The sequence below is a fragment of the Armatimonas sp. genome (genome assembly GCF_043757465.1).
GTDB lineage: Bacteria > Armatimonadota > Armatimonadia > Armatimonadales > Armatimonadaceae > Armatimonas.
Genome location: NZ_JAYVPL010000158.1, coordinates 76991 through 92029, shown reverse-complemented (window position 1 = coordinate 92029; position 15039 = coordinate 76991). Strand labels below are relative to the sequence as shown.

Genomic DNA, 15039 nt, shown 5'->3' with positions numbered 1-15039 from the left:
CGCTGCCGCGCTACTGGTTGATTTTAAGCTTATTTACCGCGAGTTTCAATAGCCCCGAATAAAAATCACTGGTATAAAATCGGTATGACTGCTCAGAAATTTGCGATCTGCAACGAGACCTTCGCTCCCCTCAACGCCCCTGACCCGTGGAGATGGGAGCGCACCTGCGCCTTTCTCGCTAAAACGGGCTACGATGGTGTCGAGCTGGCTCCCTTTACGTTTGCCTCGGATATTCGCGATGTCTCGGCGAGCCAGAGAGCCGAGATCAAGCGCATTGCCGCCGACAGTGGCCTTGAGATTGTTGGGCTACACTGGCTTTTAGTCTCGCCGCCCGGACTGCACTTACACACGACGGACGGGGTGCTGCGCCAGAAAACCCTGGACTATCTCAAAGCGCTGGTGGATTTTGCGGGCGATGTTGGCGCTCCCGTGCTGGTTCTGGGTTCCCCCAAGGCCCGCACCATCGAGAATGGCGACGAAGCCGGGGCATGGCAGCGCATGGCGGAGACACTCGCCGCCCTCACGGAGAGTTTAACGGCTTGTCACGCGGTGCTCTGCCCCGAGGCACTTCCCGGCCCCGAGGCTGATTTCCTGCTCACGCAGGCCGATGCCTGGAAGATGGTTGCGGCGGTGAACCACCCGGCGATTCGGATGATGCTGGATGTAAAAAGCATGTGCTCTGAGGGCCCGGATGCGCCCGCCGCGCTCTGCCACGAGTTTGGCGCACGCACCGTGCATGTCCATGCCAACGATTCCAACCGGCGCGGACCGGGCTTTGGCGACACTGACTTCAAGCCCCTCGCCGTCGCCCTGAAAGAGACCCGTTTCTCTGGCTATGTCTCGGTCGAGGTCTTCGACTACAGCCCCGACCCAGAGACGATTGCCCGTGAGAGCCTGCGGTATCTGCGGGAGTGCTGGGGTAGTAAAGAAAAAGACTTGTAAATATGTTCCAAAGATGGTACAGTCAAGATCGGTTTGCGAGGAGGACTTCCTCCATCGTGAAAACTAGCTCATTGCAAATTAGTAAAATTTTTATATTATCTTAATTTTATTGCAGGGGCTAAAAGTAAACCAAAAAGGACATGGCGGTATGAAATCAGAAATTATCCTAATTGTTCAGTTTTTTCGAACTGAACAGGGGAATGAACCGGTTCATGAGTGGCTCATGGGATTAGATGTTGCGGCACGAAAAGCTATCGGCACAGATATCAAGACGGTACAGTTCGGGTGGCCGCTTGGAATGCCACTGATTCGGAAAATTGAGACTGATCTCTGGGAGATACGTTGTGATGTGCCTAATGGTATCGCTCGTGTCCTGTTCACCATAGTTGGCAGTAGCATGGTCTTGCTACATGGTTTCGTCAAAAAATCTCAGAAGACACCTGTAAATGATCTAAGGGTAGCCCGTCAAAGGCTCTCGAAATTCAAACAAGAAGAAGATGAAAAATAAATATATCGGTAGTGATTTTGATGAATTCCTTGCGAATGAGGGATTGCTTGACGAGGCGGCGGCTATTGCCACTAAACGGGTGATTGCTTTCCAAATCCGACAAGAAATGACCCTGCGCCGCTTGAGTAAAACCAAGATGGCGGAGCAGATGCACACAAGCCGCCCTGCCTTGGATCGCTTACTTGACCCGCAAAATAGATCCGTGACTCTGCAAACATTGGATCGGGCTGCTCGGGTGCTGGGGAAGCGGTTGAGGGTGGAACTCGTGGAAGCGTAACGCTACCCAGAAATTCCGCTTCCCAATGCCAATCATCGCTCGTGAGAGCCTGCGGTATCTTCGGGAGTGCTGGTAGGCATCGTCCGAAAAAAAGTGCGGTAGGCTCAACTTACCCGGCTGACCCGGTACAATAGCGGCAAGATGGCGCAGGAGCTGATAGAGAACCAGAGTGCTTGGGAGAAGCTAGGCGGGACAGATGGCGGTGCGCCGGAAGCCTTCGCGGCGCTGGTAGACGCGTTTTATGACGGTGTCGCTGAGGATGCGCTCCTGCGACCGATGTACCCCGCACAGAGTGACCTGAAAGAGGAGCGCGAAAACCTGGCTTTATTTTTAATCCAGTACTTCGGTGGCCCCGCTCTCTATGCCCACAAGCGCGGACATCCTCGGCTACGAATGCGCCACCAGCCCTTTAAGATCGGTCCGGCAGCGCGTGATGTCTGGCTGAAGCACATGGAGGCCGCGATTGTGGCGACCCCCGCTGTTGCTCCTGTGACGTCCGCGCTGCGTGCCTACTTTATTGAAGTGGCGCATTTTCTCCAGAACTCCGACACCGACTGAGAATTTACGATTGGGGATATACTGAGCCGTCCCCCCGAATGCCAAAGGTGGCCGGTGGGCGAAAGGTTCCAGGTGAATCCCATGGGCGATAAATCTCCCAAGTCGGTCAACAAGAAGGCCGGGCAGAAGCAAGGCAAGGTGGATGTAGAGAAGCAAAAGCGTGATGCTGCCGACGCTGCTCGACAAGCTGCCACTACCCCGACAAAGAAGTGACCTCTCTCAAACGCCCCTTGCGCTACGTGCGTGGGGGGCGTTTTTGCTTTTTTGGTAGAATGCCCCCATGAACCTCACGCTTCTCACCGACCTATGGGACGACTCCCTTGCCGCCACGCTCGACGAGCCGGAGCTTTTGCGCTACCGCTCTAACTTACTGGGCTCTGATCCGCGCCTGACCAACTTTGGGGGCGGAAACACCAGCGCGAAAATCCCGATGACCGACCCCGTGACGGGCGAGACCGAGACCATGCTCTGGGTCAAAGGCTCCGGCGGCGATCTGGGAACCATCAGGCGCGAGGGCTTCGCGACACTCTACCAGGACAAATTAGACGCACTGAAGAAGCGCTACCGAGGCGATGCCTTTGAAGACGAGATAGTGGATCTCTATCCTCTGTGTGTGTTTGGAACGAACCCACGCGCCGCCTCGATTGACACGCCGCTCCATGCCTTCTTGCCGTTTCGCCACGTGGATCACCTGCACCCCGACTGGGCGATTGCACTGGCGGCGTCCGCCAACGGCCCCGAGCTTCTCGAAAAACTTCGCGCCGAGACGGGTATGCACCTGGTCTGGCTCCCGTGGAAGCGCCCCGGCTTCGAACTCGGGCTGTGGCTGGAGAAGGCTGTCATCGAGAACCCAACCTGCGACGGCATTATTCTTGGCTCCCACGGAATCTTCACCTGGGGCGATGATGCCAAAGCAAGCTATCTCAATACGCTACGGGTGTTAGATCAGATTGGGCAGTTCGTGCTCAGGCACATAGATGAGGCCACGCTCTTTGGTGGGCAAGTCACACAGACTCGCACGGATCGGCGCGAGCTAGCACGCTTTGTCCTGCCCACACTGCGGGGCCGCACCCTTGCCCACTTCTCGGACTCCGACGCCGTGTTGCGCTTTGTGAACTCTGCCGATGCCGTCCCGCTTGCTGAGAAAGGCACGAGCTGCCCGGATCACTTTGTGCGCACGAAAGTCAAGCCGCTGTTTGTGCAGTGGGATGCCAAAAACGGCACGGCGGAAGACTTGAGGAACGCAATAGTAGCCGCGCTCCCCGGCTACCGCGCGGACTATGCGGCCTACTACGATGCGAATAAGGAGCGCGACTCGCCTGCCCTACGCAGTGCCGAGCCGAGTGTTGTGCTGATCCCTGGTGTGGGGATGCTCAGCTTTGGCAAGAACAAGCAAGAAGCACGCATCACCGGCGAGTTCTACAGTAATGCCATTCATGTCATGGCAGGCGCCACGAGTATGGCAGCCAACCCCCTAACCCCCGCCGGGCGGGGGGACAATTATGTGTATTTGACGCCGCGTGAGGCGTTTCGCATTGAGTACTGGCTGCTGGAGGAGGCGAAGCTGAGGCGCATGCCGCTGGAGAAAGAACTGGCACGACAAGTGGCTGTTGTGGTGGGAACTGGCAGCGGGATCGGGCGGGCGGTGGTGAATCGGCTGGTCAAAGACGGAGCCTGTGTGGTCTGTGCGGATATTAATCTGGCGCTGGCGCAGGAGACGGCGGCGGTGCACGGCGAGCAGGCGGTTGCGGTCGAGTGCAATATCACCGATAGAGCTTCCGTGCGTGCGGCGATGGACGCCGCCGTGCTGGCCTATGGGGGAATTGACACGGTGGTCGCCGTGGCAGCGGTGATCTTCTCGCCCGACGATGCGGGCCGCGTTACTGAGGCGCAGTGGCGCACCACATTCGATGTCAACACGCTGGGCAGCTACCTCGCCGCCGATGAAGCGATGGAAGTGATGCGCGAGCAGGCAAGGGGCGGGCAGGTGGTGCTGATCTCGTCGGCCAATGGCGTGGTTGCCAAGCAGGGCAGCTTCGCCTACGATGCCAGCAAAGCCGCGCTCAACCACCTGGTGCGCGAACTCGCCGTGGTCGGTGGCCCCAGCGGGATTCGCGTGAACGGCGTCTCCCCCGCGTCGGTGGTCTCCGGGAGCCATCAGTTCCCCCGCGACCGTGTGCTGACCTCGCTGGTCAAGTACGGGGTTGCGTTTGACGAGAGTGAGGAAACCGAGGCACTCCGCGAAAAACTCGCCGGGTTCTACGCCCAGCGCACACTCCTCAAAAAACGCGTCACCCCGGAGGCCGTCGCCGAGGCCGTGTTTTTGCTCGCCTCGCCAAGCCGTCTGCCGCTGACCACGGGCCAGTCGCTGCCGGTAGATGCAGGTCTCACCGAGGCGATGCTACGCTAAAAAATCTTCCTTCGCTCTCCTAAGTGTTTTCTTGCGCTATCGTGCTCTAATATCCTGACAATGACACTCTGGTGGCTACGGCGGCCCGCGACGGTGGCTTCTCTTTCTGAGCGTGACTTGCTCTCGCAGGCACGCTCGGGGAACTCTGAGGCGATCCGGGCCTTACTCACGCCTCATGAGCCGCTTATCTTCCGTCTCTGCCTGGCGATTCTAGGCAACCGGGCGGATGCGGAAGATGCGGCACAAGAAACGCTCCTGGCGGCGATAAAGGCCTTGCCAAAGTTTCGCGGGGAGGCCCAGCTCTCGACTTGGCTGGTTCGGATCGCAAGAAATATCTGTACCAAGCGGCGTTTCGTCAACGTCTCACTGGAGGATGCCGGGATCTCAGTGGCAGGCCCTGAGGAGGCCGCGCTGGAGCGCATGGTGCTACGAGATGCCCTCGCACACCTTACCGAGCTTCAGCGCACCTGTCTGCTCCTGCAAGCCGTGGAGGGCTGGAGTATTTCCGATATCGCCCAGAGCCTGAGTGTCCCGGAGAAGAAAGTCGAAAACGAGCTGTACCGTGCCCGAAAGGCGCTGGCTCGTTGGGAGGAAACCACAGATGGAAAATCGCTGGATGACTGAGATTCGCAGTACCACGCTACCGGAAGCGGGCACCTTGACGGAGCGTGCTCTGACACAGGCCACACCCAAGCCGCGCCGTGCCCTGCGTCCCTATGTTTACGGAAGCCTCGCCTTAGCGGCCACACTTCCTCTTGCACTCTTGCTCCTACCAAAGCCAAAGCAAGAGCAAAAGCAAGAAACTGAGCCCGTCAGGCAACTGACGACAGCACTTGCCTTCCAAAAACAAGCGCCTATTACACTAAACACTGCACCAACACAAGAAAAATCTATGCCAACGCAAGAAAAGTCTATGACAACGCAAGAAAAGTCTATGACAACGCAAGAAAAGTTTTTGGAAGAGCAGTTTGGCTTGGGAACGGAGCAGGAGCAATATCTTAGGTTGGTTACAGAAGAAAAAGAACCTGCAGCGACGGTTGCCTTGTCAGGGCTTTCTCCTCTATCCGAATCGCTGAATAGGCAAGGAGAGCGGGGCGGTACGCTTGCGCTTTCCCGTGGCCTTTCCGTGCGGTTAGCGAAACGGGGGGAAACCTCACTCACGCCACTGCCCACAGCGCCTGTGCCGTTATATCCACAGCTTCAGATCACCCTGACGCAGCAGGCGGACGGCCAAGTGCGCGGCGCATTCAAGATCACCATGGATTCTCGTGAGCTTGGGGTCATTCCCAAAGCCTGGGATATTCATCTTGCCATCTTCGATGCGCAGGGAGCGCTTCTCTCCACGGCAAAGACCGAACTGCCAGGCTTAGGCGGGACGGCGGACGTGGCGCTCGGTCTTTGCCCCAAGGCGCGACACTACCAGCTCAATCTCTCCCCCCAGCCCAGCCCAGAAACCGAAAAAGGAGAGCTTCTTATTGTCGCGGGTTACCAAGTGGTGGCTCTGGGGGGAAAGGTGCCCCCACCGCTGACGGGAACTTTTGGGGAGAGTACCTACAACCTCGTGATCCTGGGAGAGCCGCACTTTGCTCAGAACAACTACTACAAAGACATCAGCGCACGGCTCTCGGTGTCCGTGGCGAGCCTGAGCGATGCGCCCGGCTACACCGTCCACGGCGCACTCTTCGGCGAAAAAGGGATGCTTCTCTCCACGGCTCAAACGCCTCTCAAGCCGCTGAAACTCACCGTGGGGACACCGCTGCAAGCACAACACGATCAGGAGATCTCACTCAGCTTCGGGAAGCGTAGCCAGCTCGCCAACTGCTACCAGCTCGCTGTCACTGCGCCCCCAACAATCGCACCGAACTCTCGGCTCAATGAAACACCCGATGCGAGCTTTACGGTGGCGTCGGTCAAACCTGAGACCGACGGCTCGCTGGTGCTACTGCCACCACCCTGCCCACATCCGATGGAGGAGATTTTCAAGAACCCCAAGCTCCGTGACTACACACAAATTAAGCTTGCTCCCTCGGTGGTAGTGGCGCTCAAAGCCAAGGGTATCACCGCGTTTGTCGGCAAGTCTCTTCAGGCCCGTGGCAAGAGTGAGAGCGTCCTATATCTCGCCCGCCCTGCTTTTGAGGTAACAACCGTGACGGTGGAGAAATTCGACGATATACAATTCGTAGAGCTTCCCAAAGGAAACTAAAATGATGAAAAAGCTAGGGTTTATTATCTCGGTCACGAAGCAGACGCAGGCAAAAGAGGGGCTGAACTACTCACTGACTGCGAGGCGTGTCTCGCCCGAAGTGGTGATGGTGACGATGGAGATTCCGCGAGAGGGAAAGCTAAAAGACGTTCGCAGCGTGACGATGAGGATTCGGCCACACCTTCCCCCGACAAATGGCCCCGTCTCGTACAGCCCACTGGTCTCCGCCACGCTCCAAACCACGGAGGACAAGAAAGGGGTGTGGAGCGTCTCGTTCCAGCTCGCCTCCGAGCTCGCCGAGCGCTGCTCCGTGGATCTCTTGATGCCCCAAGGGCCAAGGCCGCGCGGCTATTTTCACTACGCAGTAGAACTCAAAGGCTACATCACCGACAGACAGTAACTCAGCGACGCTTCTTCGTGGTAGATTTCACGGGGATCGGGAAGCGCTTTTTTAGTCTATCCCAGACATTAAAGACTATCGGGCAGGTAGCGCAGCTCTCGATCATCATGAGCGTGCGGGAGCGGAAGTTGTGGTCGCGCAGATACGGAAAATCACGGCAGGCTTGCGGGCGATCCTCGTAGACCGTGCAGGCGTTGCCCTCGCCCAGAAACGAGCAGGGCGTGGAGAGAAAGTGCTTCACGCCATCGTCGGCCACCCCGACGTACTGCGCCGAGAACGCCTTCGTGGTCATGCCAAGCCGTTTGGAAAGTCGCGCGATATCTTTATCGCCCACCACGATTTGCAGCGTCTTGCAGCAGTTGCCGCAGGTGAGGCAGTCAATCCGCCCCCAGACATCTGTGGTAATTTCCTGAACCACGCCGTCGAGTTGCTCGTTTGAGAGGGGAAGCTGCTGCTTTAAATAATCGCGAAAGCGGTAGTCAGTCTCCTCGTTTTGACGCGCGTAGCGCCGGATGCGCGGTAGCTCGCGGATCAGGCCGTCGTCCGTAGGAGCGGGCTTATCCAAAGGCTCGGCCATCGCGTCCTCCGTTGGTTCCGGAGTAGGGCTGGCCGGGTTGCCAGTCGGTAAACGGATCAGGTGGGAGAAACCCGGCGAGGGGTAGCGTGACTTGCACTCTGTACTCGCCGGAGAGATACGCCGCCTCGCAGATTTCGAGTGCTGAGAGTGAGGCACGGGCAATGGTGTCATCGAGCGGCGCGATTCCGTCCATTTGATCCGCGAGATTTTCCAAATGCCGTCGGTGGCCCGTGATCGCAAGCTCCTGCGGCGTGGCTTTTTCTCCCTTGAGCAGGTAGCCGTTCTCCCAGCCCCAGAACTCGATCACCCCACGCTCCCCGATCAGCCGAAACACAAAGCTCTTGCTCGGCACGTTGACAGGTATCTCGTCGCCCGTGTGCAGCACAACCCGCAGACCGCTGGCGTGGACAATGCTCGTGATTGCCGCTGTCTCCACTTGCAGGCCATCGCGGTAGGTGCGCGTGGACGCATCTATCGCCGCGTGGACGCTTCGGGGCGCGTCGCCTGGAGTTAGCATGCGGCAGAAGTGCAGCCAGTGGATTCCGGCGTTGAGAATATCCCAGCCGTTGCACTGGATTTCTATCAATACCAGCCGCCCAATTTCGTTATCTTGCACACGTCGGATAATTTCGAGGGGCGTGGCTTTGGCAAGCAGACCATGCGGCACCGCCACCGGGATTTGCTTTGCTGCAATCGCCGCTAAAATTCTTCGCCCTGACTCAAACGTGTGCCCGAGCGGCTTCTCGACCAGGATACCCGACACTCCCGACTCCAGCGCCGCGAGCGCGACTTCCTCATGGCTGGACGGATACGTGCTTACACACACCACTTCGGTGGGGCACTGCGCCAGCATTTCTTCATGGCTGGCAAAAACCGTGATTCCCGGATAGCTCGCCGAAAGCGCCTCGCGAACCTCTGCGCGAAGATCGCAGGCCGCCGTGAGCGCAAAGCGCTCCGAGGCTGCCAGAGCATTCAGTGAGAGCTTTCCCCCCATTCCGCCTCCAACCACCGCTGCTGTCCATTGTTTGCTCACGTCTGCGGCTCCCAGAGTCTAATTCCGCGCACCACGAGGCAGATGTCCGAAATGTTGATGTTCATATTTTTCCTTGATTTTGGCCATCTCTGCGTCTGCCATCTCTCCGGGTTCGCACGGCTTTAGCCGGGGGGAGATGGCAACCCGCTACCACTCCGGCGCTTTGTACTCGGTGCGAAGCTGTTTGTAGAGCGCTTTCATCTCGGCAAGCGTTTTTGCGTAGCCGGGATCACTCTGCACGGAGCGCATTTCTTGCGGGTCGCGCTTGAGATCAAAGAGATTCCACTCCTTGGTGCTGGGAAAGTACATCAGCTTGTGACGATCCGTGCGGATGCCATCGTGCGGGGCGACATTGTGGGTGCGCTCGCCGCTGTACCGGTAGTAGATTGCCTTGCGGAAGTTTGAGGGCGTCTTGCCGCTCTTGAGAATCGGGACAATACTCTGGCCCTGAAGATCAGGCGGAGCGGGAATGCCCGCCATCTCTAGGAAAGTCGCGGCGTAGTCTATGTTCTGGATGAGTGCCTCGGGCCGTGAGCCGGGCTTGATCGTGCCGGGCCAGCGGATCAGAAACGGCATCTTCACCGACTCCTCGAACATCCAGCGCTTGTCGAACCAGCCGTGCTCGCCCAGATAGAAACCCTGATCCGACGAGTAGATCACGATGGTGTTTTTCGCCAGCCCACTTTTATCAAGATAGTCTAAAAGCTCCCCGACACTCTCGTCCACGCCGCGCACACACCGGAGATAGTCTTTGAGATAGCGCTGGTACTTCCAGCGTAGCTTGTCGCGCTCGCTCATCGTGGGGAATTTTTCCAGCAGCGCCTTGTTCTCAGATGCATACGCCGCCTTCCAGCCAGCCACCTGATCCGGCGTCATGCGATTGAGCTCGCCCACTTTATCGCTTGCATCGCCCAGCGGGTTGGGCAGAACTTTTAGATCCGATGTCCAGGTCATGTCGGCGTTGATCTGCATCTTCTGGGTCTTGAGCGTACTGGCCCGGTTCGCGTAGTCATCGAAGAGCGATTTTGGCTCGGGGAAGACCGTGTCCTTGAAGACATTAAAGTGCTCGGGGGCGATCATCCAGTTGCGGTGCGGCGCTTTGTGCTGGCACATCAGAACAAAGGGCTTGGATGTATCACGGTTTTTGTCCAGCCACTCCAGCGCGAGCTTGGTGGTGCGCTCCGTGACATGACCGGGGTAGCGCTTCTTTCCTCCATCTTGCTGGAGAAAATCCGGGTTGTAGTAGTTGCCCTGGCCGGGGAGAATCTCCCAGTAGTCAAAGCCTGTCGGGTCGGTGACCAAGTGCCACTTACCGATAATTGCTGTCTGATAGCCCGCCTTCTGGAACGCCTTGGGAAAAGTCCACTGCGAGCCATCGAACTTGGAGTTGTCGTTGTCTACAAAGCCATTGATGTGCGAGTGCTTGCCGGTTAGAATACAGGCTCGCGATGGCCCACAGATCGAGTTGGCACAAAAAGAGTTCGTAAAAATTGCGCCTTCGCGGGCAATACGGTCAATATGAGGAGTGGGGGCGAGCCGCGCCAGGGGGCCACCGTAGGCCGAGATCGCATTGAGCGCGTGGTCATCAGAAAAAATAAAAAGAATGTTAGGTTGCTGCATCGTGCCCTAGGATTCGTGGCGAGTGGAGTGGGTTCCTGCTTACGCGACAAGGCGGTAAATACGCGACAAGGCGGTAAAATGCCCCTATGCAAAACGGGCAAGAGCGGTGGAAGCTGGCGGATTCAGGGATTGTTTGGGAAGTGACTGGTACGCAGGGGCTGCCTCACGAGGACCATGTGGAGCTGAGTGGGCGACGGCTCAGCGCGATTATTCGCTACAGCGTGGATGAAAAGCGCCGCCTGGTGCTCAGTCGTGAGGTGATCTGGCCGACTCTGCGGCTCAAGCGCGATGATGTCCGTGGCTATCTGAAGCGCGAGTGGGGCAATGAGATTGTCCCCCCCATTCGCATCGAAGGCATCCCACTGATCCCTGGTCCTGTCCGTGAGATTCGGCACTGGGAAGGGCGGCTGACCATTACGCACATGCCACTGGATGGGATCGCCGTTCAGCGGCATCTCTTTGCTTGTGAGGATGAGCCCGCGTTACTAGAGCGCTGGAGCGTGATTAACTTTAGCGATGCGCCTGTTAGCCTGGAGTGCCTCCCTGACGACGACAGCGAGACGGTGTCCTGCTACGATGGCGAAGCGCTGGTTGGGCTCAAGATCATTGAGGGAATGTCGCTCCTAGTGCGCCCCGGTGAGTTTGGCAATATCACTCTGGCCTTTGTTGCGCACAAAAAAAACAAGACACTGACGGCTCTCAGTGCCCACGGTGAGGCCGTGCTACGCGGGCGGCGCTGGACGGCACTGGGCAAGAAACTCACGCTCACGACGCCGGATCCTGTGCTCAACCGTGCTTTTGAGTTCGCCAAGTGGCGCGCCGCTGAGAGCCTTTTTCATACCAAAATGGGCCTGGTGCACTCGCCGGGGGGCGGGCGCTACTACGGCGGTGTCTGGGCCAACGATCAAGCGGAGTACGCGGGGCCTCTCTTTGGGTATCTAGGCGACTCTCTCTGCCACGAGGCGAGTGTCAACTGCTACAACAAGTTCTCCGCTGAGATTGGCTCACGCTTTCGCCCGTTGCCCTCCTCGTTTGAGGTGGAGGGCGATGTGGTCTGGCGCAACTGTGGCGACCGGGGCGATGCCGCCATGATCGCGTCGGGGGCGAGCCGCTACGCCCTGGCACGGGGCGAGAAGGCGACGGCGGAAAAGCTCTGGCCGCTGATTGTCTGGTGCCTGGAGTTCTGCCGCCGCAAGACCGACTCCCGTGGCATTGTTCTGTCCGATACCGATGAGCTGGAGGGGCGTTTTCCCACCGGCGATGCCAACCTCTCCACTTCCTGCCTAGCCTACGATGGCTACCGCCGCGCCGCCGATCTCGCACAAGAGCTGGAGCATTTCGAGCTCGTCCAACAGTACACTACCGCTGCTGAGGCACTCGCCCTTGCCATAGAGAAACACTTTGGCGCAGAAGTGGAAGGCTTCGGTACCTACCGCTACTACGAGGGCAACGAGAAGCTCCGCGCCTGGCTCTGCCTCCCACTGGTCATGGGCCTGGCACCCCCCGCCCCCGCAAGCGGGGGAGTCAATCGCCGCGCCGGAACCATTGCCGCGCTCCTCTCGCCGCAGCTCTGGACCGCCGATGGCCTCGCTACCGAGTCGGGCGACACGGTCTTCTGGGACCGATCAACGCTCTACGCGCTACGGGGGCTCTTTGTCGCCGGAGCCACGGAGACGGCACTAGAAAAGCTCACGGCCTACACGCGGCGGCGCTTGCTCGGTGAGCACGTCCCCTACGCTATTGAGGCGCACCCGGAAGGCGGGCAGGCGCATCTTTCCGCCGAGAGTGCTCTCTACTGCCGCGTCTTCACTGAGGGGCTGTTTGGCATCGTCCCGCGAGGCTTGGATCGCTTCGACATCAACCCACACCTCCCCGATGGCTGGAACGAGATGTCTCTCACGCTGGAGGGTTTCGGCGGGAGCTGGGAGATTGTGGTTAAACGAACTGAGGAGGGGGTAAAGACCGAACTTACCCGCTCCTAGCCCTAGATCTCAGAGAGGTGCCCCATGCGTTTCTGGTCAGTCATCACTGCGATTCTTCTACTTTGTGGCGCTCGCCTCACAGCTGCACAGATACTCGCCGCCCCGCCGTATGTGCGTCAGTGGACCCAATTCGTGGGCGATGGCGTCCATGTGATGGCCATCGAGAAGGGGACTGTCTATTACCAGTGCCGAGACGGTGTCGTTGCCCTTAACCTTGCGACAGGAACGAAGAAGTGGAGCAGCCTCGCCGGACAGTGGGTTGCCGATACCTGCCTTCGCGATGGCATCCTCTACGCGCTGGTTGAGGGAAACGCCCTCTACGCCATCGACGCAAGCACGGGCACCCCCCGGCTCCTCCAGCGCTTTCCGCAGGGAATCCGTCGCCTTACCCAAGACTCAGAGCAGCTCTATGTGTTTGATGAGCGTGGGGCACTCCATGCGCTCTCCCCTCGCACCGGCCAGGTTCTTTGGAGCACGGTGCTTGTATCGTCACCAAAGCCGGATACCGTTAGCGTCGTGCTTGCGGCCACGCGCGAGGGGGTCTATGCGGGGATTGATGCGAAGGGAAAGCGGGGAGAGGAGCTCGGTATCGCCCCTGAGAGCGGTAAGGTTCTCTGGCGACGCAAGGTTTCGTTTCCTGATCTCTATAGCCACACCGTTATCGAAGGGGATGTAATTTTCGGCGGGGAAAAGCCGCGTCGCATCAATGCACGCACCGGCAACGTGGTCTGGACCGCCCGAGGCTACATTGCGCAAGGATCAGTCCTTGGCAATACCTGGCTGACGAGCGGGTGGGACACGACGCAGGGCCACGATCTGGCGACCGGCAAGCGGCTCTGGAGGAGCCCTGTTCCCTACGGCGAGATCCTCGATAGCTGTAGCGATGGGCAAAGTGTCTTGCTTCATACCATCAATGAAGGCCCTAAGCCGTATGGCATGCCTCTGGTGGAAGGCACCTACTGTATCTCGCGGGAAGGCAAGCTCCTCTGGCAAGCCGACAAGCCCTTCACCGGAGCCCCGATCTTCGCCGATCAGAACCATATCGTCACCTGGGATCAAAACGAGAACCGCCTCTTGGGCTACATCCCCGGTGCACTCCCCCGGCTTCCTGCAACCGAGACGGAGAAAAAAGCACTCGCCGAACGACTGGTCGCACAGTTCGAGCTTCTGGATGCCGCCGAACGTCACCAACTGGAGAAGCTCAAGCCCTACAGTGCTCCCGCGTTTATTGCCCAGTATCTTGATTGGGATAGTCGCACCACCCCGATCCCTGATCTGGACAACTACCTGCTCGCGTTCTGCGAAAAAGAAAACACGGCGGCGCTTCTAGGGATATGGAAGACACTGGGAGAAAGGAGGCGCAGGCGGGAGGGTGTGGAGGGCGCTCTGAAAGCCAAGGGCGAGGAGGCGGGCTACATTCCGACCTTCGTCCAGAACCTCCGCGACCAAAAGAGCAGTAGCAGTGCCCTCCTCTCTGCCATTTCCCACTCGTCGCACCCCGACGCCGTTGCCTTTCTTCTCGATGCCTTGCGTGATCCCAAAGCCCCGGCGGAGTGGCGTGCGGCGGCCTTTGAACACCTTGCGGGAACCGGCGGTGCGGAGGGTGTGGCGGCCATCCGCGCAGTGCGGTCGTCGTTGAAACAGCCCAGCCCGCGCAAGCCCTGGTTCGCGAGCTTTGATCTTGAAAGCCTCCCCAAAAAAGCGGTCCAAAAGGACGCGAAGGGCCGCACTTGGGCGCTCTTCCAGACCGATATTCTGGGCAATTCCGGTGATTGTTTTATTGTTGAAAAGAAGGCAGAGGGCTGGGGAACTCCTGTCTTCACGGGTGTCTGGACCGGGAACACGATACGGGACAATGCTCCGGAGACCTTTCGCGGCATCCGCACCGAAAAACTCATGGCGACAGAGTGGATCAAGATATTTCCCGATGATCCCACGCTTCGCAAAGATACCGATGGCGATGGCCTGACGGACCTCGTGGAGGCGCGGCTCGGCACCAATCCTAACAAAGCCGACACGGATGGTGATGGCCTCAGCGATGCGGTCGATCCCTGCCCCACCGCAGCTCCTCGCCCCTTGGGAGACACAGAAAAGATACTTGCCGCCTGTGTCGAGGCACGCTTTTTTGATCAAAATTCGGAGCGCCCTCTGATCCTCTTCGCGCCCGGCGTGGCTCCCTTTGAGTTCGATAGTAATCGTGGCTACCTTCTCTGGAAGCAACTAAGGAGACGGGGTCCGCGTGCGACGCGTCCCGGTGGAGGATTTGACGAAGACGACGGTCTTTGTTTTCGTCATCTCAACCGGCTCAAATCGCCCAAAGAACAGCCCATCACATTTGGTTCCGATGGCCAAACGGCGCGAGTTGCCCTCGCCCCTGAAAACACCGGCTGGTGTGGTACCTTTAGCGGGGGAGAAGCTTTCTCCCTCCGGAAAATCGACGGTGACTGGTTTGTGGTGGATCGGATCGTGCTGAACGTGCTGGGCGAGCCGATGAAGCGCTACTACCCCGGCGAGCCGATGTGGTGAGGT

Annotated in this window: 14 protein-coding genes; 11 read left to right on the top strand and 3 right to left on the bottom strand. The window is 58.7% G+C overall.

What is annotated here, in order from left to right:
- The first annotated feature begins 84 nt into the window (after positions 1-84).
- The 9 genes from ACH2ED_RS22310 to ACH2ED_RS22270 all read left to right on the top strand — a co-directional run bounded on the left by ACH2ED_RS22310 (position 85) and on the right by ACH2ED_RS22270 (position 7298).
- A complete protein-coding gene (locus ACH2ED_RS22310; protein ID WP_395094941.1) occupies positions 85-942 on the top strand; it encodes a sugar phosphate isomerase/epimerase family protein in 858 nt (285 codons plus the stop codon).
- Positions 943-1090: 148 nt separating this feature from the next.
- Positions 1091-1450, top strand: a complete 360-nt coding sequence (locus ACH2ED_RS22305) for a type II toxin-antitoxin system RelE/ParE family toxin (protein ID WP_395094940.1) — start codon at positions 1091-1093, stop codon at positions 1448-1450.
- The gene (locus ACH2ED_RS22300) at positions 1440-1727 is read left to right on the top strand and encodes a helix-turn-helix domain-containing protein (RefSeq protein ID WP_395094939.1); all 288 of its coding nucleotides are present in this window, start codon (positions 1440-1442) and stop codon (positions 1725-1727) included. The genes ACH2ED_RS22305 and ACH2ED_RS22300 overlap by 11 nt, the downstream gene beginning before the upstream one ends.
- A gap of 141 nt (positions 1728-1868) precedes the next feature.
- On the top strand, positions 1869-2285 hold the full coding sequence (locus ACH2ED_RS22295) for a globin (protein ID WP_395094938.1): 417 nt from the start codon (positions 1869-1871) through the stop codon (positions 2283-2285).
- A gap of 81 nt (positions 2286-2366) precedes the next feature.
- Positions 2367-2498, top strand: a complete 132-nt coding sequence (locus ACH2ED_RS22290; protein WP_394793868.1) for a hypothetical protein — start codon at positions 2367-2369, stop codon at positions 2496-2498.
- 67 nt (positions 2499-2565) lie between these two features.
- The gene (locus ACH2ED_RS22285) at positions 2566-4695 is read left to right on the top strand and encodes a bifunctional rhamnulose-1-phosphate aldolase/short-chain dehydrogenase (RefSeq protein WP_395094937.1); all 2130 of its coding nucleotides are present in this window, start codon (positions 2566-2568) and stop codon (positions 4693-4695) included.
- 60 nt (positions 4696-4755) lie between these two features.
- Positions 4756-5319, top strand: a complete 564-nt coding sequence (locus ACH2ED_RS22280) for an RNA polymerase sigma factor (RefSeq protein ID WP_395094935.1) — start codon at positions 4756-4758, stop codon at positions 5317-5319.
- Positions 5312-6898 (top strand): hypothetical protein, encoded by a 1587-nt coding sequence (locus tag ACH2ED_RS22275; protein ID WP_395094934.1) that lies wholly within the window; start codon positions 5312-5314, stop codon positions 6896-6898. The genes ACH2ED_RS22280 and ACH2ED_RS22275 overlap by 8 nt, the downstream gene beginning before the upstream one ends.
- A 1-nt stretch (position 6899) precedes the next feature.
- Complete coding sequence (locus tag ACH2ED_RS22270) at positions 6900-7298, top strand: hypothetical protein (protein ID WP_395094933.1); 399 nt, start codon at positions 6900-6902, stop codon at positions 7296-7298.
- 1 nt (position 7299) lies between these two features.
- Here ACH2ED_RS22270 and ACH2ED_RS22265 read toward each other — a convergent pair whose 3' ends face one another.
- From ACH2ED_RS22265 to ACH2ED_RS22255, 3 genes are all read right to left on the bottom strand, one after another.
- Positions 7300-7875, bottom strand: coding sequence for a YkgJ family cysteine cluster protein (locus tag ACH2ED_RS22265; protein WP_395094932.1), 576 nt, complete (start codon positions 7873-7875; stop codon positions 7300-7302).
- Positions 7856-8908: a Gfo/Idh/MocA family protein gene (locus tag ACH2ED_RS22260; protein ID WP_395094931.1), complete on the bottom strand. Its 1053-nt coding sequence runs from the start codon at positions 8906-8908 to the stop codon at positions 7856-7858. The genes ACH2ED_RS22265 and ACH2ED_RS22260 overlap by 20 nt, the downstream gene beginning before the upstream one ends.
- Before the next feature lie 147 nt (positions 8909-9055).
- The gene (locus ACH2ED_RS22255; protein WP_395094930.1) at positions 9056-10528 is read right to left on the bottom strand and encodes a sulfatase; all 1473 of its coding nucleotides are present in this window, start codon (positions 10526-10528) and stop codon (positions 9056-9058) included.
- A gap of 86 nt (positions 10529-10614) precedes the next feature.
- Between ACH2ED_RS22255 and ACH2ED_RS22250 the strand changes: the two genes are divergently transcribed.
- Together ACH2ED_RS22250 and ACH2ED_RS22245 are read left to right on the top strand one after the other, a co-directional pair.
- On the top strand, positions 10615-12510 hold the full coding sequence (locus ACH2ED_RS22250) for a hypothetical protein (protein WP_395094929.1): 1896 nt from the start codon (positions 10615-10617) through the stop codon (positions 12508-12510).
- Positions 12511-12534: 24 nt separating this feature from the next.
- Entirely contained in the window at positions 12535-15036 is a 2502-nt protein-coding gene (locus ACH2ED_RS22245) for a PQQ-binding-like beta-propeller repeat protein (protein WP_395094928.1), read from the top strand.
- The last annotated feature ends 3 nt before the right edge of the window (positions 15037-15039 follow it).